The sequence below is a fragment of the Pseudomonas sp. genome (genome assembly GCF_049590575.1).
Taxonomy (GTDB): Bacteria; Pseudomonadota; Gammaproteobacteria; order Pseudomonadales; family Pseudomonadaceae; genus Aquipseudomonas.
Window position 1 is genome coordinate 1 of record NZ_JBAWDE010000090.1, and the last position, 22116, is coordinate 22116.

Sequence of the window (22116 nt, forward strand, 5' to 3'; positions counted from 1 at the left end):
CCCTGGTGCAATTGGCCGGCGGCGAGCTGGACCCGCTGCTGCCGCTGGACGGCCGCTCGCTGGTCCCGCACCTGCAGGGGCAGGGCGGGCACGACGAAGTGTTTGGCGAGTACATGGCCGAAGGCACCATCAGCCCGTTGATGATGATTCGCCGTGGTGCTTACAAATTCATCTACAGCGAAGATGACCCTTGTCTACTGTTCGATGTACACAACGACCCGCACGAGCGGGAGAACCTCAGCCAGTCAGCGGACCACCGAGCACTGTTCGAGGCGTTTTTGAGTGAGGCGCGGGCCAAATGGGACATCCCGGCGATCCACCAGCAGGTGCTCGCCAGCCAACGCCGTCGCCGCCTGGTGTTTGAGGCGCTGACCCAAGGCAAGCTGAAGAGCTGGGATCACCAGCCACTGGTAGACGCCAGTCAGCAATACATGCGCAACCATATCGACCTCGACGACCTGGAGCGCAAGGCACGTTATCCACAACCCTGCCAAAACCAATAACACTGAGGGAAGGCCATGCAAAAGTTAACTGTGGTGCTGGGGATGTTGGCGCTGAGCAGTGCCAACGTATACGCGGACACTGGCTGTGACACGGTGAAGATGGCCGATCCAGGCTGGAGCGACATTGCCGCCACCAATGCCATCACCGGTTTTCTGTTAAACGGCATGGGCTACAAGGCCAAGGTCGACACCCTGGCGGTGCCGATCACCTTCGGCGGGCTCAAGGACGGTCAGGTGGATGTGTTCCTGGGCAACTGGATGCCGGCGCAGCAGGGCTTCTACGACAAGTTCGTGGCCAATGGCGATGTGGTGCAACTGGCGAAAAACCTCGACGGCACCGAGTTCACCCTCGCTGTGCCGGACTACGTGTGGGACGCCGGGGTGCGTGACTTTGCCGACTTGAACACGTTTGCCGACAAGTTCGACAAGAAGATCTACGGCATCGGCTCCGGCGCGCCGGCGAATATCTCGCTGCAGGAAATCATCAAGAAGAACGACTTCGAGCTTGGCAAATGGAAGCTGGTCGAATCCAGCGAACAGGCGATGCTCGCCGAAGTGTCGCGGGCGGTTAAGAAGCAGAAATTCGTGACCTTCCTCGGCTGGACCCCGCACCCGATGAACGTGCAGCTGAAAATGCATTACCTCAAGGGCGGCGAGAAGTACTTTGGTGACACCGGCAGCGTGTATACCTTGACCCGCAAAGGGTATGCCCAGGCCTGCCCGAATGTCGGAAAACTGCTGACCAACCTGAGTTTTACCCAGGAAATGGAGAACAGCATCATGGCTGAGGTGGCCAACAACAAGGTCAGCAATGCCGATGCGGCAAAAGCGTGGATCAAGGCCAACCCGGCCGTGCTGGATAAGTGGCTGGACGGCGTGAAAACCGTGGATGGCCAGGACGCGTTGGCGGCAGTAAAAGCCAAGCTCTAAAGCCCGAATCGGCCCTGATGTGGGAGGGGGCTTGCCCCCGATCGGGTTCTTTCAGCTATAAATGTGCTGGCTGACGTTCCGCTATCGGGGGCAAGCCCCCTCCCACAGGTTTCGGTGTGTGCTGATACTCTGAGCCAAACCTTCTACCCGAGTTTTCGATGCCCCGGCCCAACCGCCACACACTCTTGCCCTTCCTCGCCTGGCTGCCACGCCAAACCCGCGCCAGCGTCGGGCGGGATGCGTTGGTCGGACTCAGCGGCGCCGTGCTCGCGCTGCCGCAGTCGATTGCCTACGCGCTGATCGCCGGTCTCCCACCCGAATACGGCCTGTACGCCGCTATCATCCCGGTGGTGATCGCTTGCCTGTGGGGCTCGTCCTGGCACCTGATCTGCGGGCCCACGGCGGCGATTTCCATCGTGCTCTATGCCAGCGTCAGCCCGCTGGCGGTACCGGGCTCACAGGACTACATCACGCTGATCCTGCTGCTGACCTTCCTCGCCGGCGTTTTCCAGTGGTTGCTCGGCATGCTGCGCTTTGGCGCACTGGTGAATTTCGTCTCGCATTCGGTGGTGCTGGGTTTCACCCTCGGCGCCGCGGTGGTGATTGCCCTGGGGCAGTTGCCCAACCTGGTGGGGCTGGAGTTGCCGAGCCAGGCCACGGCGATCAATAGCCTGCTGGCGCTGATCGAGCATGGCGGCGAGTGGGACCACGCGTCACTGGCCCTGGGCTTGGGCACGTTGCTGGTGGGTGCCGCGCTCAAGTACCTGGTGCCGCGCTGGCCGACGTTGCTGATCGCCCTGGCCTTGGGCAGCCTGGCGGCGTGGCTGTGGCCGGCGATGTTCGGGCATGTGGCGCTGGTCAGTTCGTTCATCGGCAAGTTGCCGCCGTTCAGCCCGCTGCCGATGGACCTGGATATGCTCCTGCGCCTGCTGCCCAGCGCCGTGGCGGTGGGCATGCTCGGGCTGGTGACCAGCCTGTCGATTGCGCGCTCGCTGTCGGCGCGTTCGCAACAGTTGCTCGATGCCAACCAGGAAGTTCGCGCGCAGGGTTTATCCAATATCGTCGGCGGATTTTTCTCCGGGTATGTGTCAGCCGGTTCCTTTACTCGCTCCGGACTCAGCTATGAAGCGGGCGCCTGTTCACCCTTGGCGGGGGTGTTTTCCGCATTATGGGTGGCGCTGTTCGCGCTGTTTGGCGCGGCATTGATCGCGCACATTCCGCTGCCGAGCATGGCTGCCAGCATCCTGCTGATCTGCTGGGGCCTGGTGGATCACCGCGGCATTCGTGCGTTGTTCCGCGTCAGCCGCGCCGAGTTTGTGGTGATGAGCCTGACCTGCATCGCCACCTTGCTGCTGGAGCTGCAAACGGCGATTTACGCAGGCGTTCTGGCGTCGCTGTTTTTCTACCTCAAGCGCACCTCGCAGCCACGGGTTCAGCAATGGCGCGACGGTGACGAGGATGTGTTGCGGGTCGGCGGGTCGATCTTTTTCGGCGCCAGCCATTACCTGCAAGTGCGCCTGCAAAGCCTGGCGGGCGAGCGGGTGGTGATCGAGGCGCAGCAGATCAACTTTATCGACTATTCGGGTGTGGAGATGCTGCACCAGGAGGCGCGGCGGCTTAGGGCGTTGGGCCGCAGCCTGACCTTGCGCCGGGCGCGACCGCAGGTCGTTGAAGAATTGAAGAAGCTGGAAGGGGCCGAAAAATGCCCCCTCCATTTCGAAGACTGAACGCGGTTAAAACTGTGGGAGCTGGCTTGCCTGCGATGCAGACGGCTCGGTCTGTCAGTTAGGCCGAGGTGATCCTCTCGCAGGCACGCCAGCTCCCACATTTTGGCCGTGCCCACCTGTTGAATTTGTGTCAGGCCAACTGCCGCCGCAGCTCAGCCAGTACCGGAGCCGAATCCGGGCGCACCCCGCGCCACAGGAAGAACGCCTCCGCCGCCTGCTCCACCAGCATGCCCAGGCCATCCATCGCTACAGCTGCACCGTGCTCGGAGGCCCAGCGGCAGAACGCGGTCGGTTCCTTGGCGTACATCATGTCGTAGCAGAAGGTCTTACCCGGCTCGACCAGGCTGCCTGCAATCGGCGGTATATCGCCTGACAGGCTGGCCGAGGTGGCATTGATGATCACGTCCACCGGCTCACGCAGCCAGTCGAAACCACTGGCGGATACCGGACCGAGGTGGTCAAACAGCTCGGCGAGCTTTTCAGCCTTTTCCACGGTGCGGTTGGCGATGATCAGCGAGGCGGGCTGCTCGGCCAGCAACGGCTCCAACGCGCCACGTACCGCGCCGCCGGCACCAAGCAACAGGATGCGTTTGCCCTTCAAGCTCAGCCCGGCATTCACAGTGAGGTCGCGCACCAGGCCGGCGCCGTCGGTGTTGTCGCCGAGCAAGGTGCCGTCGGCCAACTTACTCAGGGTGTTCACCGCCCCGGCGCGTTGGGCGCGCTCGGTCAAGGTGTTGGCCAGGCGATAGGCATCTTCCTTGAACGGCACGGTCACGTTGGCGCCACGGCCTTGCTGAAAAAACTCACGGGCGCAGCCGCTGAAATCCTCCAACGGCGCGAGCAAAGTGCTGTAGTCCAGTTGCTCGCCGGTCTGCTCGGCAAACAGGCGATGGATCAACGGCGATTTGCTGTGGCCGATGGGGTTGCCGAACACCACATAACGGTCCATCAGACGGCCGCCTTGGGCGCAGCAATACCGAGCCAGTCGCGGTCTTGCAGGAAGTAATCGGTGAGGCGCGCTTCTTCGCTGCCGGCTTCGGCTTTCCAGTCGTAGCTCCAGCGCACTTGCGGCGGCAGCGACATCAGGATCGATTCGGTACGCCCGCCCGATTGCAGGCCGAACAGGGTGCCGCGGTCATACACCAGGTTGAATTCGACGTAGCGACCGCGGCGGAATTCCTGGAACTGGCGCTGCTGCTCGGTGTAGGCCATGGCCTTGCGGCGCTGCACGATCGGCAGGTAGGCGTCGATGTAGGCGTCGCCGATGGCGCGGATGAAGGCGAAGCAAGTGTCGAAGTCCCACTCGTTCAAATCGTCGAAGAACAGGCCGCCGATACCGCGTGGTTCGTTGCGGTGTTTGATGTGGAAATAGGTGTCGCACCAGGCCTTGTAGCGCGGGTACACGTCCGGGCCGAAGCGTGCGCAGGCCTGCTCGGCCACGCGGTGCCAGTGGATACAGTCTTCTTCGTTGCCGTAGTAGGGCGTGAGGTCGAAGCCGCCACCGAACCACCACACCGGCTCTTCGCCTTCTTTTTCAGCGATGAAAAAGCGCACGTTGGCGTGGGACGTCGGTACATGCGGGTTGTGCGGGTGGATCACCAGCGACACGCCGAGGGCTTCAAAGCCACGCCCCGCCAACTCGGGGCGATGCGCGCTGGCAGACGGTGGGAGACCGCTGCCGAATACGTGGGAAAAGTTAACGCCGCCTTTTTCGATCACCGAACCGTTTTCGATCACACGGGTACGACCGCCGCCGCCGGCAGGCCGGGTCCAGGCATCTTCGATAAAGCGAGTGTCCGTCTCGAAGGTTTCCAGGGCGCTGCAAATGCGGTCTTGCAGGTCAAGCAGGTAGGCCTTTACAGCCTCGGTGCGGGTAGTCATGGCATCACCTTGAATCGGGCAAAGCTACGCGAGGCCATTGGGCGTCGGCGGCAAATGGGCGCACAGGATAACACTGCACCCCCTGTCGCCGCAGTTGACGAAGATCAAGCATAGGAGTCCGATAGGGGGCTACGCGAATTCGACCCAAGGAGAAGTGCAGATGGCCAAACGTATCCAGTTCAGCGCCCATGGCGGCCCCGAAGTGCTTGAGTATGTGGACTACACGCCAGCGGAGCCTGGCCCACAACAGGTTCGGGTGCGTAACGAGGCCATTGGCCTGAACTTCATCGACACCTATTTCCGCAGCGGCCTGTATGCGCCACCGGCCTTGCCGTCGGGCCTGGGCGCCGAAGGCGCTGGCGTGGTGGACGCGGTGGGCAGTGAAGTCACTCAATTCAAGGTTGGCGACCGCGTGGCTTACGGCAGCGGCCCGCTCGGCGCCTATAGCCAATTCCACGTGTTACCCGCCGCCAACCTGGTGCACCTGCCGGAGGGCATCAGCTTCGAACAAGCCGCCGGCGCCATGCTCAAGGGCCTGACCGTGCAGTACCTGCTACGCCAGACCTACGAGCTGAAGGGCAGCGAAACCATTTTGTTCCACGCCGCTGCCGGGGGCGTGGGCTCGCTGGCCTGCCAATGGGCCAAGGCCCTGGGCGTGAAGCTGATCGGCACGGTCAGCTCGCCGGAAAAAGCCGCCCTGGCCAAATCCCTCGGTGCCTGGGAAACCATCGACTACAGCAAGGAAAATGTCGCACAGCGCGTGCTGGAATTGACTGACGGCAAAAAAGTCCCGGTGGTGTACGACGGCGTCGGCAAGGACACCTGGCTGACTTCGCTCGACAGCGTGGCGCCACGTGGCCTGGTGGTCAGCTTTGGTAATGCGTCCGGCGCGGTAGATGGCGTGAACCTGGGCATTCTGTCGGCGAAGGGCTCGCTGTACGTGACCCGGCCAACCCTGGCGACTTACGCCAGCAACCCGAAAGACCTGCAGGCAATGGCTGACGACCTGTTCTCGATGATCAAGAGCGGCAAGGTGCGCATTGATATCAACCAGCGGTTTGCGCTGAAGGATGCGGCCCAGGCGCAAACGGAATTGTCGGGGCGGCGGACGACCGGGTCGACCATCCTTCTGCCCTGAGGCTTAAGGTAGCTAGCGGTTTGAAAGGCCTCTTCGCGAGCAAGCCCGCTCCCACACTTGACCGAGTTCCTGGCTGGAATCCGATCAAAATGTGGCAGCGGGCTTGCTCGCGAAGGCCACACCTCGGTATCAGGAAGGCCTTACTACCTCACCCGTCGCCAGGTTGCGAATCAGGCTCGGGTTCTTACGTCCGCCCAGAGCGCCACCCAGAACCAGGTCCACCTGGCCCCGGAAATACTGCTCGACGCGAATCCGCGAGCGGGCAGCCGGGCGACCTTGGGGGTTGGCCGAGGTGGAAATCAACGGCCCGACCAATGAACACAGGTCCCGCACCAGCGGGTGGTCAGTCACCCGTAGCGCGACCGTGTCATGCCTACCGGTGACCCATTCCGGCAGTAGGTCCTGGTGGGGAACCAGCCAGGTATTCGGCCCTGGCCAGGTGCTGGCCATGCGGTCAATCCAGTCCTGTGGGAAGTCTTCGAAGAGAAAATCGAACTGGCGAATATTGTCTGCCACCAGGATCAGTCCCTTATCCACCGAGCGATTCTTGATCGCCAGCAAACGGTCGACTGCCTCTTCATTCCACGGGTCGCAACCCAGGCCCCACACGGCTTCGGTAGGGTACGCAATCACCGCGCCTGCGCGAATTTCCCGTGCGGTTTCCAGCACACGCCACCTGTTGACCATTGCTCACTCTCCGGACTAAAGCTCTGCGCAGTTTACCGATGTTCGTTACAAAACCCAGCTACAAAAGCCGGCATCGCGCGAGCCAGCGCCCGCTTTCGCAGACCACCTGGCCTTCCAGTTCCAGCTCGGTCAGGGTCGCCAGCACTTGGGACAACGACCGGCCGCTGGCAATCGCCAGGGCTTCACTGGTGTGAGGCGCTGCGTGCAGCAGCGCCAGCAGCGGATGGGTAACCGGCATTGGTGCCGGGCGGGACAGCGCCTGCCAGCCGCGCAGCCCTTGCAGAATGTCCTCGATGGATTCCACCAGTGTCGCCCCTTCGCGGATCAGCTGGTGGCAGCCCTTGGCGCCGGGGTGGTGGATGGAGCCGGGGATCGCGTACACCTCACGGCCCTGTTCAGCCGCCAATTTTGCGGTGATCAGCGACCCGCTGGCCCTGCTGGCTTCTACCACCAATACGCCCAGGGACAGGCCGCTGATGATGCGGTTACGCCGTGGAAAGTTTGCGGCCTGGGGCGGGGCGTCCAGCGGAAACTCGGAAACCACGGCGCTGCCTTGTTCAATCATGGCCGCTGCGAGCCGGCGATGCCGCTGTGGATAAAGTTTTTCCAGGCCGGTGCCGAGCACGCCGATTGTCTGACCACCCACGTCCAATGCCGCTTGATGCGCAGCCCCGTCGATGCCCAGCGCCAGGCCACTGGTGATCACGAAACCTGCACCCGCCAAGCTGCGCGAAAACGCCGCCGCGGTGTCCATTCCCGGTCGCGACGCACGGCGGCTGCCGACCATCGCCAGTTGCGGTTTTTCCAGGATGGCGGGTTCGCCGGCAACGAATAAAAGCGCCGGCGCATCGTCAGTCTCGGCAAGCAGCGCGGGGTATTCAGGTTGGTCCCACATCAGCAAATGCTGGGCCGGGCGCTCCAACCATGCCAATGCAGCGCTGGCGCCATCACGCACTTCAGGGCTACGCCTGGCGTCAGCGCTGCTGGCGGGTAACCCGAGGGATCGCCAGGCACTGGCAGGCGCGCTGATAGCTTTTGACGCGCAACCAAAGGCGTCAATCAATACGCGAAAGCGCTTGGAACCCAGTTCCGGCAGCCTGTGCAAGCGTAGCCGAGCTTCGAGTTCAGACGGGGAGATTTCACTGCTGTTTATCGGAAACATCTGATCATCCTTGACCGCGACAAGCTGTGGATAAGTCTGTTGGTAACTTATTTAGCAGGCTATTTATTGTGTTTGTTCAGCAGTCTCGAAACGGTCCATTACCGCCAGTGGCCGTGAGGCACCGAGGACCAGTCCATAGCTGAGCTTTTCATAGGTACGAAACACCAGCAGGGTGCCGGCGCGCTTATCGGGAAGGCGGGTTGCAACGCCGGTCAGGGCGTCACGTACGGTGGCGCCGGTCTTGATCACGTTGAGCCGTTGGCCTTCGATTAAGCCGTCACGCCGGCCTTTATTGAGGATCACTGCGTCCAGCACGCCGATCTGCGTAACGCCTTTGGGAATGTCGATGATGTGCCCTGCGATAAAGGGCGCAGGCCTCTTAGTGGCCGACCCAACGGGTGCCTCGGCGCGCAGCAGTAGATCGCCTGGGCGGATCTCCTGGGTGACCCGCTGCACTGCCAGGGTGGTGAGATCGCCCGCCATGACGAAGCGTACGGTGCCAATGTCGTCGGCATTTATCCCCAGCAACTCGTGGGTTTGAGGGTCGGTGTAGGCCTTGCCCTGGCGAAAGATGCCGTAGTCTGGCTGGGTAGGATCCAGGCTGCCTCGGGCATACACACGGTCGCCATTGGCGGCCAATACCTGTCCGGCATCGGTCGCGACAATGTAGGGCGCGTTGTCCAGATCCTCCGGTGTATCAAGAATGCGGTTGTGCAGTAAGAAGTGCTGGATAGCCTGTTGTGAGGGTTGGTCCAGACGCTGGGCGGGCAGGTGAAGCACGGCCATGGCAGCCGGGGCCCACAAAAGCAAGACGAGTAGCGATTTCCTCATGGGGTGAATCTCCTTTATTATGTGCGTTCGCGTGAAATGCCATAGCCTTCGCGGCTTTCGAACCTTTCACACCGGCTGTCTGGGTCCATCCCAACGCCGATTTGCCTCTACCTCACATGTGCAGCAATTACGCTTATGGCTATTTTGAACATCCTCGAATTTCCCGACTCGCGCCTGCGCACGATCGCCAAACCGGTGGCCGTAGTGGACGACAAGGTTCGTCAGTTGGTCGATGACATGTTTGAAACAATGTATGAAGCCCCGGGCATCGGCCTCGCCGCTACCCAGGTCAATGTGCATCAGCGCGTCGTGGTCATGGACCTGTCGGAAGACCGCAGCGAGCCACGGGTGTTTATCAACCCCGAGTTCGAACCGCTGACCGACGAAATGGGCGAATACCAGGAGGGCTGCCTGTCGGTGCCGGAGTTCTACGAGAACGTCGAACGCCCGCTACGCGTGAAGATCAAAGCCCTGGACCGTGACGGCAAACCCTACGAGCTGATCGCCGATGGCCTGCTCGCGGTGTGCATCCAGCACGAATGCGACCATCTCAACGGCAAGCTGTTTGTCGATTACCTGTCCACGCTTAAACGCGATCGGATCAAGAAGAAGCTGGAAAAAAAGCATCGCCAGCAAGCTTGATGCCCACCTTCCAAAGGCTTGCTGCGGCAAGCCTTTTTCTTTTGTGACTGTTTTTAACCGAGACCTCCCATGACCGAGCCCCTGCGCATTGTTTTTGCCGGCACTCCTGAATTCGCTGCCGAACACCTCAAGGCGCTGCTCGCCAGCCCTTACGACATCGTCGCGGTGTACACCCAGCCGGATCGCCCGGCCGGTCGCGGGCAAAAACTGATGCCGAGCCCGGTCAAGCATCTGGCGCTTGAGCACGACATTCCGGTGCTGCAACCGCCGACCCTGCGTAACGCCGACGCCCAGGCGGAATTGGCCGCGCTGAAACCTGACCTGCTGGTGGTTGTGGCCTATGGCTTGATCCTGCCTCAGGTGGTGCTGGATATCCCGCGCCTGGGTTGCATCAATAGCCACGCGTCGCTGCTGCCACGCTGGCGCGGTGCGGCGCCGATCCAGCGCGCCGTGGAAGCCGGCGACAGCGAAAGCGGCGTGACCGTGATGCGTATGGAGGCAGGCCTGGACACCGGCCCGATGTTGCTGAAAGTCACCACGCCGATTACCGCCGAAGACACCGGTGGCAGCCTGCACGACCGCCTGGCCGAGCTGGGCCCGCCGGCTGTGATCCAGGCCATCGCCGGCCTCGCTGCCGGCACCCTGGACGGCCAAGTGCAGGACGACAGCCTGGCCACCTACGCCCACAAGCTGAACAAGGACGAAGCGCGCATCGACTGGAGCCGCCCGGCCGTGGAGCTGGAGCGCCTGGTGCGCGCCTTCAACCCGTGGCCGATCTGCCACAGCACGCTCAATGGCGAAGCCTTGAAAGTGTTGGCCGCCACCTTGGCCGAAGGCAAAGGCGCTCCGGGTGAAATCATCGGCGCCAGCAAGGACGGCCTGTTGGTCGCGTGCGGCGAACAGGCGCTGTGTCTGACGCGTCTGCAATTGCCCGGTGGCAAGGCGCTTAATTTCAGCGACTTGTTCAACAGCCGTCGTGAGAAATTTGCCTTGGGCACCGTCCTCGGGGTGGCCGCGCAATGAACCCACGTCTGGCCGCCGCCAAGGCTCTCGCTGCCGTACTCAACGGCAAGGCTTCGCTGAACAGTTCATTGCCGACTCAGCTGGACAAGGTCGAAGACCGCGACCGCGGTTTCACTCAGGACCTGGCCTTTGGCACCGCGCGTTGGCAGCCACGCTTGTCGGCGTTGGCAGCCAAGCTGCTGCAGAAGCCGTTCAAGGCGGCTGATGCCGATGTGGAAGCGCTGCTGCTGGTTGGCCTCTATCAGTTGCTCTACACCCGTGTACCTGCCCACGCCGCCATCGGTGAAACCGTCGGTTGCGCCGACAAGCTGAAAAAGCCCTGGGCCAAGGCCCTGCTCAACGCCGTGCTGCGCCGCGCCCAGCGCGAAAGCGAAGCGCTGCTGGCCGAGCTGGAACATGACCCGGTAGTGCGCACCGCCCACCCGCGCTGGCTGCAAAAATCCTTGAAGGCGTTCTGGCCTGAGCAATGGGAAGCCATCTGCGCGGCCAACAACGCGCACCCGCCGATGATCCTGCGGGTCAACCGTCGCCATCGCAGCCGTGACGCCTATCTGCAATTGCTGGCCGACGCCGGCATCAATGCTACGCCGTGCGTATACAGTGTCGACGGCATCGTGCTCGAAGCCGCCGCCGATGTGCGCAGCCTGCCAGGCTTTGCCGAAGGCTGGATCAGTGTGCAGGACGAAGCCGCGCAGCTGGCCGCCGACCTGCTCGACCTGGCCCCGGGCCAACGCGTGCTCGACGCCTGCTGTGCGCCGGGCGGTAAGACTTGCCACATCCTGGAAGTCGAAAAAGACCTCGCCGGTGTAGTCGCCGTCGACCTGGAAGCCAAGCGCCTGGTGCGCGTGCGCGAAAACCTCGCACGCCTGGGCCTGAGCGCCGAACTGATCGCCGCCGATGGCCGTGACACCGCCAGCTGGTGGGACGGCAAACCGTTCCAGCGCATCCTGCTCGACGCGCCATGTTCGGCCACCGGCGTGATCCGCCGCCACCCGGATATCAAGCTGACCCGCCAACCCGACGACATCGCCGCGCTGGCCGTGCTGCAAGGCGAGTTGCTCGACGCCTTGTGGCCGACCCTGGAAGTCGGCGGCATCCTGCTCTACGCCACCTGCTCGACGTTGCCGACTGAAAACACCGAGGTGATCGAAGCCTTCCTCGCCCGCACCAGCGGCGCGCGCGAGCTGGACCTGGCCACGGCAGCCGGCATCAAGCAGCCCCACGGTCGCCAGTTGCTCGCGCAAGAAGGCGGACACGATGGCTTCTACTACGCCAAACTGATCAAGATTGCCGCCGCACGCGGCTGAATGGGTTTAAGGGAGTGACCGGATGAAAATCATCATCCTTGGGGCAGGGCAGGTCGGTGGCTCGCTGGCCGAGCATTTGGCCAGCGAGGCCAACGACATCACCGTGGTCGACACCGACGCCGAGCGCCTGCGGAACCTCGGCGACCGTTTGGACATCCGCACCGTGCAAGGCCGCGCGTCGTTTCCTACGGTGCTGCGCCAGGCCGGTGCCGACGACGCCGACATGCTCGTCGCCGTGACCAACAGTGACGAGACCAACATGGTCGCCTGCCAGGTCGCCCACACCCTGTTCCACACCCCGACCAAAATCGCCCGCGTGCGTGAGGCGGCTTACCTGACCCGTGCAGGGCTTTTCGACAATGACGCGATTCCGGTGGACGTGCTGATCAGCCCCGAGCAGGTGGTCACGCATTACATCAAGCGCCTGATCGAGATTCCGGGTGCCCTGCAGGTGATCGACTTCGCCGGGGGCAAGGCCCAACTGGTGGCGGTGAAAGCCTATTACGGCGGGCCGTTGGTGGGCCAGCAACTGCGCCAGCTGCGCGAGCACATGCCGAATGTGGAAACCCGCGTCGCTGCGATTTTCCGCCGCGACCGGCCGATCCTGCCGCAGGGCGATACCGTGATCGAGGCCGACGACGAAGTATTTTTCATCGCCGCCAAGGCGAATATTCGCGCAGTGATGAGCGAAATGCGCCGGTTGGATGAGACCTACAAACGCATCGTTATCGCCGGCGGCGGGCAGATCGGCGAGCGTTTGGCCGAGGCCATCGAAAGCCGCTACCAGGTGAAGATCATCGAGATGAGCCCGGCTCGTTGCCGGCATTTGTCCGACACCCTCGACAGCACGGTCGTACTGCAAGGCAGTGCGTCAGACCGCGACCTGCTGATGGAGGAGAACATCGCCGACGCCGATATTTTCCTGGCCCTGACCAACGATGACGAGGCCAACATCATGTCCTCGCTGCTGGCCAAGCGGTTGGGGGCAAAGAAGGTGATGACCATCATCAACAACCCGGCATATGTCGACCTGATCCAGGGTGGCGATATCGACATTGCCATCAGCCCGCAGCTGGCGACCATTGGCACCTTGCTGGCCCACGTGCGGCGTGGCGATATCGTCAGCGTGCATTCGTTGCGGCGCGGCGCGGCGGAAGCCATCGAGGCGATTGCCCACGGTGATGCAAAGTCGAGCAAGGTCATCGGCAAGGCCATCCGCGATATCGGCCTGCCGCCGGGCACCACCATCGGCGCGATCATTCGTGATGAAGAGGTGATCATCGCCCACGACGACACGGTGATCGCCACGGGTGACCATGTGATCCTGTTCCTGGTGGATAAAAAACATATCCGCGATGTGGAGAAACTGTTCCACGTGGGGCTGAGCTTTTTCTGATTAACAGGAGTGCGCCTGCATGCTCGAATCCCTGGAAAAAATGCTCGCCAAGGGCGTGGATAATTCATTGCTGCGCTTTGGCTTGGGCAAGGGTTATCTGGATTTGAAAGACCACGCCAAGGCGGCGGAGCATTTGCACAAGTGCGTCGAGTTCGACCCGAAATATTCGGCGGCGTGGAAACTGTTGGGCAAGGCGCATCAGGCGCAGGGTGACAGTGCCGCAGCACGACAGGCATGGGAAAAGGGCATCGAAGCGGCCCAGGCCCATGGCGATAAACAGGCCGAGAAAGAGATGGCGGTGTTCCTGAAGAAACTCGACCGCCAGGGGTGAACTAATCCCTGTGGGAGCTGGCTTGCCTGCGATAGCATCGCCTCGGTGTGACTGAAAAACCGAGTTGCCTGCATCGCAGGCAAGCCAGCTCCCACATTAGATCTTCATCGGTCTTGGATCTGGGTGAGTCAATACCAACGCGCCTCACCCGGCGGGCGTTTCTTGAAGCGCTTCATGCTCCACATGTACTGGCTCGGGTAGGCGCCGACGTAGCGCTCCACCACCTTGCTCATCGCCGCGCAGGACGTGGCGGTGTCGGTGCTGTACATGTCTTCCGGCGCCGCTTCCAGTATCACTTTGTAACCCGAGCCATCCGGCAGCCGCAGGGCGTGCAAAAACACGCCGACAGCCTTGTGGCCTGCGAGCATGTTCGGCACGAATTTGCTGGTCAGCGCCTGGGTGGCGAAAAACGGCACGAAGATCCCGGCCGATTCCGCCGGCTCGGGGTCGGCAGGAATACCCACCTGGCCGCCTTTGCGCACTTCCTTGATCACGCTGAGGATGCCTTCTTTTGTAGAAGCAGCCACGCGGTTACCCAGTTGCACACGTTGTTTGCGCAGCAATTCGTCCACGGCCTTGAGCTTCGGCGGCCGATAGAAAATGATCGGTTTGCATTGGCTGCAATAGAAGTGGTTCAGCACTTCCCAGTTGCCCAAGTGGCTGGTGATACCGACCACGCCTTTGCCCGAGGCGAGGGCTTCGTGCAGCACTTCGAGGCCTTCGACTTCGCGCACCAGGTCGATGGAGCGCTGGGCCGGCCAGATCCAGGCGCAGGCGCTTTCGGTCAGGGACTTGCCGATGTCCATCAGGCTGCGGCCGACCAGCGCTTCGCGCTCAGCGGGGTCCATGTCCGGGAAGCATTTGGAGAGGTTGATCCGCACCGTGTCGCGGGAACGGTTGGGGGTTTTCCACATAATCCAGCCAATCGCCGTGCCGACCGCTTGAACCGCGCGCCAGGGTAATAGGGCAAACAACCGAAGAGCGCCTACCAGCAAGGCGCCTTTAAACTTTTCCACAGGTCACTCCTGATCGTGTGTGTGGTGCGCAAAGCCGGCATTCTAACCGGCGTTGGCCAGGTCCGCGTAACGGTCGCAGTCTTGAGTGTGGTCCATGACCATCCCCGAGGCCTGCATGAACGCGTAACAGATGGTCGGGCCGACAAAGGTAAAGCCGGCTTTTTTCAAGGCTTTGCTCATGGCTTCGGCCTCCGGCGTAATCGCCGGCACCTCGCTGCGGTCCTTGAAGTGATTGACTTTGGGCACGCCGCCGACAAACGACCAGAGCAACCCGACCGGGTCCTCCAGCGCCAGCCAGGCGACGGCGTTGCGGCGGGTGGCGTTGAGCTTCAAGCGGTTGCGCACAATGCCTGGGTCGAGCATCAGCGCTTCGATTTCAGCGTCGCTCAGTTGCGCCAGACGCTGCGCATCAAAACCGAACAAGACCTTTCGATAATGCTCGCGTTTGCGTAAAACGGTGATCCAGGACAGGCCCGCCTGGAACCCTTCGAGCAAAAGCAACTCGAACAGACCCTGCGCATCGCGCAGCGGCGTTCCCCACTCCTGATCGTGATAAGCCATGTACAGCGGATCTTCAGAACACCAAAAGCAGCGTGGCATAAGGCTCCAGGGGATGGTGGCGCGGCCGAATCGGGTATACTCCCGCTCTTTAAATCGCAGCCCAAGTAACAGGTGAATTTCGTGAGCCAGCCTACGCCAGCCGTGCGTACCTTCCAAGACTTGATCCTCGCCCTCCAGCAATACTGGGCCGAGCAAGGTTGTGTGGTACTTCAGCCCTACGATATGGAAGTAGGCGCCGGCACTTTCCACACCGCTACCTTCCTGCGGGCCATTGGCCCGGAAACCTGGAACGCCGCTTATGTGCAGCCCAGTCGTCGCCCGACTGACGGCCGCTACGGCGAAAACCCGAACCGTCTGCAGCACTACTACCAGTTCCAGGTGGTACTGAAGCCGAACCCGGACAACTTCCAGGAGCTGTACCTGGGCTCGCTGAAACATGTCGGCCTGGACCCGCTGGTCCACGACATCCGTTTCGTTGAAGACAACTGGGAATCGCCGACCCTGGGCGCCTGGGGCCTGGGCTGGGAAGTCTGGCTGAACGGCATGGAAGTGACGCAATTCACGTACTTCCAGCAAGCCGGCGGCATCGAGTGCTACCCGGTAACCGGCGAAATCACCTACGGCCTTGAGCGCCTGGCCATGTACCTGCAGGGCGTGGATTCGGTCTACGACCTGGTGTGGGCTGACGGCCCGTTCGGCAAGGTGACCTACGGCGACGTGTTCCACCAGAACGAAGTGGAGCAGTCCACTTACAACTTCGAACACGCCAACGTCGACAAACTGTTCGAGCTGTTCGACTTCTATGAAAGCGAAGCCAAGCGCCTGATCGAACTGGATCAGCCGCTGCCGTTGCCGAGCTATGAAATGGTGTTGAAGGCGTCCCATACCTTCAACCTGCTGGACGCCCGCCGTGCCATCTCGGTAACCGCGCGCCAGCAATACATCCTGCGTGTACGCACCCTGGCGCGTTCCGTCGCCCAAGCCTACCTGCTGGCTCGCGCCAAGCTGGGCTTCCCGATGGCTACCCCGGACCTGCGTGATGAAGTGTTGGCTAAGCTGGAGGCTGCACAATGAGTGCTCAAGATTTCCTGGTTGAACTGGGCACCGAAGAGCTGCCACCCAAGGCGCTCAATACCCTGGCCGACGCGTTCCTGGCCGGTATCGAAAAGGGCCTGCACAGCGCCGGCCTGAAGTTTGAAGCGAAGAAAGTCTACGCCGCGCCACGCCGCCTGGCCGTGTTGCTGACCGCGCTGGAAACCCAGCAGCCGGACCGCAGCATCAACCTCGACGGCCCGCCACGCCAGGCGGCTTTCGACGCTGAAGGCAACCCGACCCAGGCCGCACTGGGCTTCGCCAAGAAGTGTGGCGTCGAGCTGAGCGAGATCGACCAGAGCGGCCCGAAACTGCGCTTCAGCCAGGTCATCACCGGCAAGCCGACCGCCAGCCTGTTGCCGACCATCGTTGAAGATTCCCTGAACGACCTGCCGATCCCCAAGCGCATGCGCTGGGGTGCACGCAAGGAAGAGTTCGTACGCCCGACCCAATGGCTGGTGATGCTGCTCGGTGACCAGGTCATCGACTGCACAATCCTCGCCCAGAAGGCGGGTCGTGATTCCCGTGGTCACCGCTTCCACCATCCGCAAGCGGTGCGCATCACCTCGCCGGCCAACTACGCCGCCGACCTGCGTGCCGCCTACGTACTGGCCGATGCGAATGAGCGTCGTGAGCTGATCAGCAAGCGCACCGAAGAGCTGGCCCGCCTACAGGAAGGCACCGCCATCGTGCCGCCAAGCCTGCTCGACGAAGTGACCGCGCTGGTTGAATGGCCGGTGCCGCTGGTGTGCTCGTTCGAAGAACGTTTCCTCGACGTACCGCAAGAAGCCCTGATCACCACCATGCAGGACAACCAGAAGTATTTCTGCCTGCTGGACGTGGACGGCAAGCTGCTGCCGCGCTTTATCACCGTGGCCAACATCGAGAGCAAGGACCCGCAGCAGATCATCGCCGGTAACGAAAAAGTCGTTCGCCCGCGCCTGACTGACGCCGAGTTCTTCTTCAAGCAAGACAAGAAGCAGAAGCTTGAAGACTTCAACCTGCGCCTGCAAAACGTGGTGTTCCAGGAAAAACTCGGCAGTGTCTACGACAAAGCCGTGCGCGTTTCCAAGCTGGCGGCCTACATCGCGCCGCGCATTGGCGGCGATGCTGCCTGGGCCGCGCGTGCTGGCCTGCTGTCCAAGTGCGACCTGGCCACCGAAATGGTCGGCGAGTTCCCGGAGATGCAAGGTGTTGCCGGCTACTACTACGCCCTCAACGACGGCGAGCCGGACGATGTCGCCCTGGCGCTGAACGAGCAGTACATGCCGCGCGGTGCCGGCGCTGAACTGCCAACCACCCTGACCGGTGCGGCCGTCGCCATTGCCGACAAGCTGGACACGCTCGTCGGTATCTTCGGTATCGGCATGTTGCCTACCGGCAGCAAAGACCCGTATGCCCTGCGCCGTGCGGCCTTGGGTGTGCTGCGCATCCTGATCGACAAGAAGCTCGACCTCGACCTGACCCAGGCCGTGGTGTTTGCGGTCGGCCAGTTCGGTGGCAAGGTCAAGCAAGCCGGCCTGGCCGAGCAAGTGCTGGAGTTCGTGTTCGACCGCCTGCGTGCGCGTTACGAAGACGAAGGCGTGGACGTTTCCGTCTACCTGTCGGTCCGTGCCCTGCAACCGGGTTCGGCGCTGGACTTCGACCAGCGCGTACAAGCTGTACAAGCGTTCCGCAAACTGCCGGAAGCCGATGCACTGGCCGCCGTGAACAAGCGTGTGTCGAACCTGCTGAGCAAGGCCGAAGGCCTGGGCAATGCCGACGTCGACCCTGGCCTGTTTGCCGATGCCAAGGAGTTCTCGCTGAACTCGGCTATCGCCAAGGCAGAAAACGCAGTGAAGCCGCTGATCGCCGAACGCAACTACGCCGAAGCGCTGGCGCGCCTGGCCACCTTGCGTGAACCGGTGGATGCGTTCTTCGAAGCGGTGATGATCAATGCCGAAGACGCGGGCGTGCGCAAAAACCGCTACGCCATGCTGGCGCGCCTGCGCGGTTTGTTCGTCAATATCGCCGACATTTCGACGCTGAGCTGACCATGTTGAAACTGCTGATTCTCGATCGGGACGGGGTGATCAATTACGACTCCGACGCTTACATCAAGTCGGTGGCGGAATGGATTCCACTGCCCGGGTCGATCGAGGCCATCGCGCAGTTGAGCAAAGCCGGCTGGACGGTGGCCATCGCCACCAACCAGTCCGGCATCGCCCGCGGCTACTACGACATCGCCACCCTGGATGCCATGCACGCGCGCCTGCGCGCGTTGGTGGCCGAGCAGGGTGGTGAGGTCGGGCTGGTGGTGTATTGCCCGCATGGACCGGACGCGGGCTGCGACTGTCGCAAACCCAAGCCCGGCATGTTGAAAATCATTGCAGAACATTACAAGGTGCCCTTGGCTGGGATATGGTTCGTCGGGGACAGCCTCGGTGACCTGGAGGCGGCCAAGGCCGTCGATTCTCAGCCAGTTTTGGTTAAGACCGGGAAAGGCGAAAAGACCCAGGCGAAAAACCTGCCGGTAGGCACCTTGATTTTTGACGATCTGGCGGCGGTTGCCGCAGAACTTATCAACAACTAGCCGCCCTCGACTCTTCCTGACCAAGGATTGATCGGGAGTGCGCTTTTAACAGGCGGGCGTTGTCCCGCAACGGTAAATGCCGCCATGTCGATTTTGCAGGCCATCAGAACCTTTTTCTTTTACCTGCTGCTGGGCACCAGTTCCTTCCTCTGGTGCACCCTGAGCTTTTTTATTGCGCCGTTCCTGCCGTTCAAGGCGCGCTATCGCTTTATTAACGTCTATTGGTGCCGCTGTGCGTTGTGGCTGTCCAAGGTCTTCCTGGGCATTCGTTTCGAAATCAAAGGCGCCGAGAACGTGCCGGAACAGCCGTGCGTGATTCTGTCGAACCACCAGAGCACCTGGGAGACGTTCTTTCTCTCGGCATACTTCTCGCCCCTGAGCCAGGTGCTCAAGCGTGAATTGCTCTACGTGCCGTTCTTCGGCTGGGCCATGGCCATGTTGCGGCCTATCGCCATTGACCGCGACAATCCCAAGGCCGCGCTCAAGCACGTGGCCAAAAAAGGCGACGAGCTGCTCAAGGATGGCGTGTGGGTGCTGATCTTTCCAGAGGGAACGCGTGTGCCCTACGGCACCGTAGGCAAGTTCTCACGCGGCGGTACTGCACTGGCGGTTAACGCCAACCTGCCCGTGCTGCCGATTGCGCATAACGCTGGCAAGTTCTGGCCAAAAACCGGCTGGGCAAAACGCCCAGGTACCATCACCGTGGTGATTGGCGAACCGATGTATGCCGAAGGCGAAGGCCCGCGTGCCATCGCCGCGCTGAATGATCGTGCCGCAGCGTGGAATGAAGCCCAGCAACGCGCAATGGGTTCGCTGCCCCCAGAGCCGGTAGTGGTCGACACACCAGTGGTCTGAGCTTCTGTGGATAACCTGTGTACGGTTTGTTGGCGAACTGATGTTTTTCTCTTCTAAAGAGCTGATTTAATTACATATTTCTCAAACTGATAAAATTCGGAAAAACGTGCATAAGTTTTTTCGGAATTAAAAAACCGGTCCTTGAGACCGGTTTTTTATGCACAGTGTAATTGCGCGCTTTTTCAGTCCTCCAGCAACGGCAGTTGCACGCTGAATGTGGTGCCTTTGCCGACCACGCTTTCGCAACTTATACGCCCACCATGACGCTCGATGACCGCCTTGACCATGGTCAAGCCCAACCCAAGGCCCTCGCTGCCCTGGGCAGAGTCGAAGCGGCGATATTGGCTGAACAGCTCCGGCAAGTCCTCAGCCGCAATCCCCGGCCCCTGGTCGCTGATTCGGCATTCCAGCCAGCCTTGCGCACTGCTGTGGCTCAGCCTGACGGTAGTACCCGACGCCGAATATTTGATCGCGTTCTCCAACACGTTGAACAATGCGCGCGTGAGTAACGACTGATCGGCCGAAACCATGCTCTCGTCCTCCTCCACCAAGTCATGTACCAGGTGAATGCCCTTGAGCTGAGCGATCACCGCTACCTGGTCAAATGCATCCATCACCAGCATGGCGAAAAGCGCTGGCTGGAATTGATAGCCGTCGGCTTCTGCCTTCGCCAGTTGCACGAAGGACTCCGTGAGGCTCAAGGCGCGGCGGACCTGCTGCTCGATCTGTGCGAATACCGGTGACTCGCCGTCGTGCACATCCAGCAGCGCGAGGATCGCCGAGTGCGGTGCGCGCAGGTCGTGGGAGAGGAAACGCAGCATGGTCTCGCGGTGCTGCTGGGCTTCGCGTTCCTTGCTCAGGTCCGTCAGGCTCAACAGCCAGCCGAGTGCCACATCACCTTCGGCCGGTAGCAAGGGCGCGAGCTCCATGCGCAGGCTGCGCTGGTGTATGTCACGGAATTCCACCAGCTCCAACGCCGAAAGGGCAGGGCGCACGCCGTTATGCAGCGGCGGGTAACCAAGGTCGGCGAGCTGTTCTAGAAGGTTCTGGTTCACCAGGATATTGCCAAACACTTCGCGGGCGATGCGGTTGGCGAGCAGGATATTGCCCTTGGGATCGGTAATCAGCGTGGCTACCGGCAGACACTCGAGGCCATCCGCCATAAAGCGCCGGGTGTCACGTGTACGGCTGACGGCTTGCTCGAGGGCAAAGATCCGCGCCTGCAGCACGTCACCTTTGCTGGCGGGCGCTCGGCGCCGTTCGGGCAGCACTTTGGGTTCGTTGTCGAGGCGCGCCAACTCCCAGCCGAAGTAGGCAAGAATCACGCTCAGACGTCGCCAGTTCCAGATCAGGTAGCTGAGCAACAGGCCGATCAGGCAGGCGGCAGGGGACCACCAATGACCAAGGCGCAACAGCGCCCACGAACCGAGCACAGCCGAGGCCATACAGCCCAGGGTCATCCATAGCGCATAGCGTGGACGGTACAGCAGCAATCCCAGTAACAAAGCAACCAGGGAGGTTGCCAGGGTCGCCGCCAACCAGCCGGGAAGGTCGACAATGCTTCGCCCTTGCAGCAAGCCGTTGAGCACATTCGCCTGAATTTCTACGCCTGCGGTGGTGCCAACGCTTGAAGAGAGAGGCGTGACAAAACGATCACCCATTCCGGATGCGGTGGCGCCCACCAGGATCAAGCGGTTGCGCAGCGTCTCAGGGGGTACTTCACCGCGTAGTACGCTGGCGTAGGAAACGCTGGGAAAATGTGTATGAGCGGCGATGAATGGGATTCGAATGGCGTGCTCTCTACGCCAGTGCGGTTCGAGCGCATCTTGAGGTTCCCCCGGCATGGGGCCCGTCTCACCGCTCATCTCATAGGCCAACCAAGCCAACTGCGCAGCGGTGGCATTGGGCGGGCCTTCGCGCATATACAAGCTGCGTACAACACCGTCGCTGTCGGCTTCCACATTGATGTGGCCAACTCCCTTGGCGCACTTGAGCATCGCCAACACTTGCTGCCCTGGCTGGCTGTAACTGGCGTTGCCTTCACGTACCAGCGGCAATAACACATTGCCGGCATTGCACACCGCTTCAGCCAGGCGCTTGTCATCGAGCGGGTTGCCGGGCTCGCTAAAGATCACATCAAACAAAATACCCGCCGGTTGTGCTGCACTCAGACGATCGATCAGGTCAGCGTGCAGACTGCGTGGCCAAGGCCATTGGCCGAGTTTTTTCAGGCTCGGGTCGTCAATCGTCACCAGCAAAATTCGCGGATCTACCGGCAACGGTGTCAGGCGACGCAGGCTGTCATATAGCGGGTTGTTCAGGGCAAGGCCAGGGCTCAGCGACAGGTAGGCGGTAAACGGCAGTAACAGCAAACCAATCCACAGCCACTCGCGCACCAAACCAAGGAACAGACGCTGGGCATGGGTGGGTTGGCGTTTTTCGGGCTTGCCCCAGAGCATCAT

20 protein-coding genes and 1 pseudogene are annotated in these 22116 nt (G+C 61.6%); 13 read left to right on the forward strand and 8 right to left on the reverse strand.

Annotated elements, in window-relative coordinates; translation table 11 throughout:
- The 3 genes and pseudogenes from WBR57_RS06860 to WBR57_RS06870 form a co-directional block, all read left to right on the forward strand.
- A pseudogene (locus WBR57_RS06860) lies at positions 1 to 503 on the forward strand (choline-sulfatase); the annotation flags it as partial.
- Positions 504 to 518: 15 nt separating this feature from the next.
- The gene (choX, locus tag WBR57_RS06865; RefSeq protein WP_424083188.1) at positions 519 to 1433 is read left to right on the forward strand and encodes a choline ABC transporter substrate-binding protein; all 915 of its coding nucleotides are present in this window, start codon (positions 519 to 521) and stop codon (positions 1431 to 1433) included.
- 158 nt (positions 1434 to 1591) lie between these two features.
- Positions 1592 to 3160, forward strand: coding sequence for a SulP family inorganic anion transporter (locus tag WBR57_RS06870; RefSeq protein ID WP_424083189.1), 1569 nt, complete (start codon positions 1592 to 1594; stop codon positions 3158 to 3160).
- 130 nt (positions 3161 to 3290) lie between these two features.
- Here WBR57_RS06870 and aroE read toward each other — a convergent pair whose 3' ends face one another.
- Both aroE and hemF read right to left on the reverse strand, forming a co-directional pair.
- Complete coding sequence (gene aroE / locus WBR57_RS06875; protein ID WP_424083190.1) at positions 3291 to 4109, reverse strand: shikimate dehydrogenase; 819 nt, start codon at positions 4107 to 4109, stop codon at positions 3291 to 3293.
- Positions 4109 to 5041 (reverse strand): oxygen-dependent coproporphyrinogen oxidase, encoded by a 933-nt coding sequence (hemF, locus tag WBR57_RS06880; protein ID WP_424083191.1) that lies wholly within the window; start codon positions 5039 to 5041, stop codon positions 4109 to 4111. The genes aroE and hemF overlap by 1 nt, the downstream gene beginning before the upstream one ends.
- A 160-nt stretch (positions 5042 to 5201) precedes the next feature.
- Between hemF and WBR57_RS06885 the strand changes: the two genes are divergently transcribed.
- The gene (locus WBR57_RS06885; RefSeq protein ID WP_424083192.1) at positions 5202 to 6179 is read left to right on the forward strand and encodes an NADPH:quinone reductase; all 978 of its coding nucleotides are present in this window, start codon (positions 5202 to 5204) and stop codon (positions 6177 to 6179) included.
- Between the two features lie 129 nt (positions 6180 to 6308).
- Here the strand turns inward: WBR57_RS06885 and WBR57_RS06890 are convergent, their stop codons facing one another.
- The 3 genes from WBR57_RS06890 to WBR57_RS06900 form a co-directional block, all read right to left on the reverse strand.
- Entirely contained in the window at positions 6309 to 6866 is a 558-nt protein-coding gene (locus WBR57_RS06890) for an L-threonylcarbamoyladenylate synthase (protein WP_424083193.1), read from the reverse strand.
- Positions 6867 to 6924: 58 nt separating this feature from the next.
- Positions 6925 to 8028: a DNA-processing protein DprA gene (gene dprA / locus WBR57_RS06895; RefSeq protein ID WP_424083194.1), complete on the reverse strand. Its 1104-nt coding sequence runs from the start codon at positions 8026 to 8028 to the stop codon at positions 6925 to 6927.
- Positions 8029 to 8091: 63 nt separating this feature from the next.
- On the reverse strand, positions 8092 to 8859 hold the full coding sequence (locus WBR57_RS06900) for a peptidoglycan-binding protein (protein WP_424083195.1): 768 nt from the start codon (positions 8857 to 8859) through the stop codon (positions 8092 to 8094).
- 135 nt (positions 8860 to 8994) lie between these two features.
- On the opposite strand from WBR57_RS06900, the gene def reads away from it, so the two are divergent.
- The 5 genes from def (at position 8995) to WBR57_RS06925 (ending at position 13558) form a co-directional block, all read left to right on the forward strand.
- Positions 8995 to 9501, forward strand: a complete 507-nt coding sequence (def, locus tag WBR57_RS06905; protein ID WP_034101640.1) for a peptide deformylase — start codon at positions 8995 to 8997, stop codon at positions 9499 to 9501.
- A gap of 69 nt (positions 9502 to 9570) precedes the next feature.
- Positions 9571 to 10524, forward strand: a complete 954-nt coding sequence (gene fmt / locus WBR57_RS06910) for a methionyl-tRNA formyltransferase (RefSeq protein ID WP_424083196.1) — start codon at positions 9571 to 9573, stop codon at positions 10522 to 10524.
- Complete coding sequence (rsmB, locus tag WBR57_RS06915) at positions 10521 to 11831, forward strand: 16S rRNA (cytosine(967)-C(5))-methyltransferase RsmB (protein ID WP_424083197.1); 1311 nt, start codon at positions 10521 to 10523, stop codon at positions 11829 to 11831. The genes fmt and rsmB overlap by 4 nt, the downstream gene beginning before the upstream one ends.
- Before the next feature lie 22 nt (positions 11832 to 11853).
- Complete coding sequence (gene trkA / locus WBR57_RS06920; RefSeq protein ID WP_424083198.1) at positions 11854 to 13227, forward strand: Trk system potassium transporter TrkA; 1374 nt, start codon at positions 11854 to 11856, stop codon at positions 13225 to 13227.
- A 19-nt stretch (positions 13228 to 13246) separates the two neighbouring features.
- Positions 13247 to 13558, forward strand: a complete 312-nt coding sequence (locus WBR57_RS06925) for a tetratricopeptide repeat protein (RefSeq protein WP_424083199.1) — start codon at positions 13247 to 13249, stop codon at positions 13556 to 13558.
- 128 nt (positions 13559 to 13686) lie between these two features.
- Here the strand turns inward: WBR57_RS06925 and WBR57_RS06930 are convergent, their stop codons facing one another.
- Positions 13687 to 14574, reverse strand: a complete 888-nt coding sequence (locus tag WBR57_RS06930) for a lysophospholipid acyltransferase (RefSeq protein WP_025854378.1) — start codon at positions 14572 to 14574, stop codon at positions 13687 to 13689.
- A gap of 42 nt (positions 14575 to 14616) precedes the next feature.
- Positions 14617 to 15174 (reverse strand): DNA-3-methyladenine glycosylase I, encoded by a 558-nt coding sequence (locus tag WBR57_RS06935; RefSeq protein ID WP_424083200.1) that lies wholly within the window; start codon positions 15172 to 15174, stop codon positions 14617 to 14619.
- 81 nt (positions 15175 to 15255) lie between these two features.
- Between WBR57_RS06935 and glyQ the strand changes: the two genes are divergently transcribed.
- From glyQ to WBR57_RS06955, 4 genes are all read left to right on the forward strand, one after another.
- A complete protein-coding gene (gene glyQ, locus WBR57_RS06940) occupies positions 15256 to 16209 on the forward strand; it encodes a glycine--tRNA ligase subunit alpha (RefSeq protein WP_003187265.1) in 954 nt (317 codons plus the stop codon).
- Entirely contained in the window at positions 16206 to 18260 is a 2055-nt protein-coding gene (gene glyS / locus WBR57_RS06945) for a glycine--tRNA ligase subunit beta (RefSeq protein WP_122541226.1), read from the forward strand. Before glyQ ends, glyS begins: the two co-directional genes overlap by 4 nt.
- A gap of 2 nt (positions 18261 to 18262) precedes the next feature.
- Positions 18263 to 18799 (forward strand): D-glycero-beta-D-manno-heptose 1,7-bisphosphate 7-phosphatase, encoded by a 537-nt coding sequence (gene gmhB / locus WBR57_RS06950; protein WP_424083201.1) that lies wholly within the window; start codon positions 18263 to 18265, stop codon positions 18797 to 18799.
- 84 nt (positions 18800 to 18883) lie between these two features.
- Positions 18884 to 19654, forward strand: a complete 771-nt coding sequence (locus tag WBR57_RS06955; RefSeq protein ID WP_424083202.1) for a lysophospholipid acyltransferase family protein — start codon at positions 18884 to 18886, stop codon at positions 19652 to 19654.
- 182 nt (positions 19655 to 19836) lie between these two features.
- On the opposite strand, the gene WBR57_RS06960 is transcribed toward WBR57_RS06955, so the two are convergent.
- On the reverse strand, positions 19837 to 22116 hold the full coding sequence (locus WBR57_RS06960) for a CHASE2 domain-containing protein (RefSeq protein ID WP_424083203.1): 2280 nt from the start codon (positions 22114 to 22116) through the stop codon (positions 19837 to 19839).

Coding starts and splice junctions, on each gene's coding strand:
- choX (WP_424083188.1), top strand. CDS start 519: ATGCAAAAGTTAACTGTGGTGCTGGGGATGTTGGCGCTGAGCAGTGCC.
- WBR57_RS06870 (WP_424083189.1), top strand. CDS start 1,592: ATGCCCCGGCCCAACCGCCACACACTCTTGCCCTTCCTCGCCTGGCTG.
- aroE (WP_424083190.1), bottom strand. CDS start 4,109: ATGGACCGTTATGTGGTGTTCGGCAACCCCATCGGCCACAGCAAATCG.
- hemF (WP_424083191.1), bottom strand. CDS start 5,041: ATGACTACCCGCACCGAGGCTGTAAAGGCCTACCTGCTTGACCTGCAA.
- WBR57_RS06885 (WP_424083192.1), top strand. CDS start 5,202: ATGGCCAAACGTATCCAGTTCAGCGCCCATGGCGGCCCCGAAGTGCTT.
- WBR57_RS06890 (WP_424083193.1), bottom strand. CDS start 6,866: ATGGTCAACAGGTGGCGTGTGCTGGAAACCGCACGGGAAATTCGCGCA.
- dprA (WP_424083194.1), bottom strand. CDS start 8,028: ATGTTTCCGATAAACAGCAGTGAAATCTCCCCGTCTGAACTCGAAGCT.
- WBR57_RS06900 (WP_424083195.1), bottom strand. CDS start 8,859: ATGAGGAAATCGCTACTCGTCTTGCTTTTGTGGGCCCCGGCTGCCATG.
- def (WP_034101640.1), top strand. CDS start 8,995: ATGGCTATTTTGAACATCCTCGAATTTCCCGACTCGCGCCTGCGCACG.
- fmt (WP_424083196.1), top strand. CDS start 9,571: ATGACCGAGCCCCTGCGCATTGTTTTTGCCGGCACTCCTGAATTCGCT.
- rsmB (WP_424083197.1), top strand. CDS start 10,521: ATGAACCCACGTCTGGCCGCCGCCAAGGCTCTCGCTGCCGTACTCAAC.
- trkA (WP_424083198.1), top strand. CDS start 11,854: ATGAAAATCATCATCCTTGGGGCAGGGCAGGTCGGTGGCTCGCTGGCC.
- WBR57_RS06925 (WP_424083199.1), top strand. CDS start 13,247: ATGCTCGAATCCCTGGAAAAAATGCTCGCCAAGGGCGTGGATAATTCA.
- WBR57_RS06935 (WP_424083200.1), bottom strand. CDS start 15,174: ATGCCACGCTGCTTTTGGTGTTCTGAAGATCCGCTGTACATGGCTTAT.
- glyS (WP_122541226.1), top strand. CDS start 16,206: ATGAGTGCTCAAGATTTCCTGGTTGAACTGGGCACCGAAGAGCTGCCA.
- gmhB (WP_424083201.1), top strand. CDS start 18,263: ATGTTGAAACTGCTGATTCTCGATCGGGACGGGGTGATCAATTACGAC.
- WBR57_RS06955 (WP_424083202.1), top strand. CDS start 18,884: ATGTCGATTTTGCAGGCCATCAGAACCTTTTTCTTTTACCTGCTGCTG.
- WBR57_RS06960 (WP_424083203.1), bottom strand. CDS start 22,116: ATGATGCTCTGGGGCAAGCCCGAAAAACGCCAACCCACCCATGCCCAG.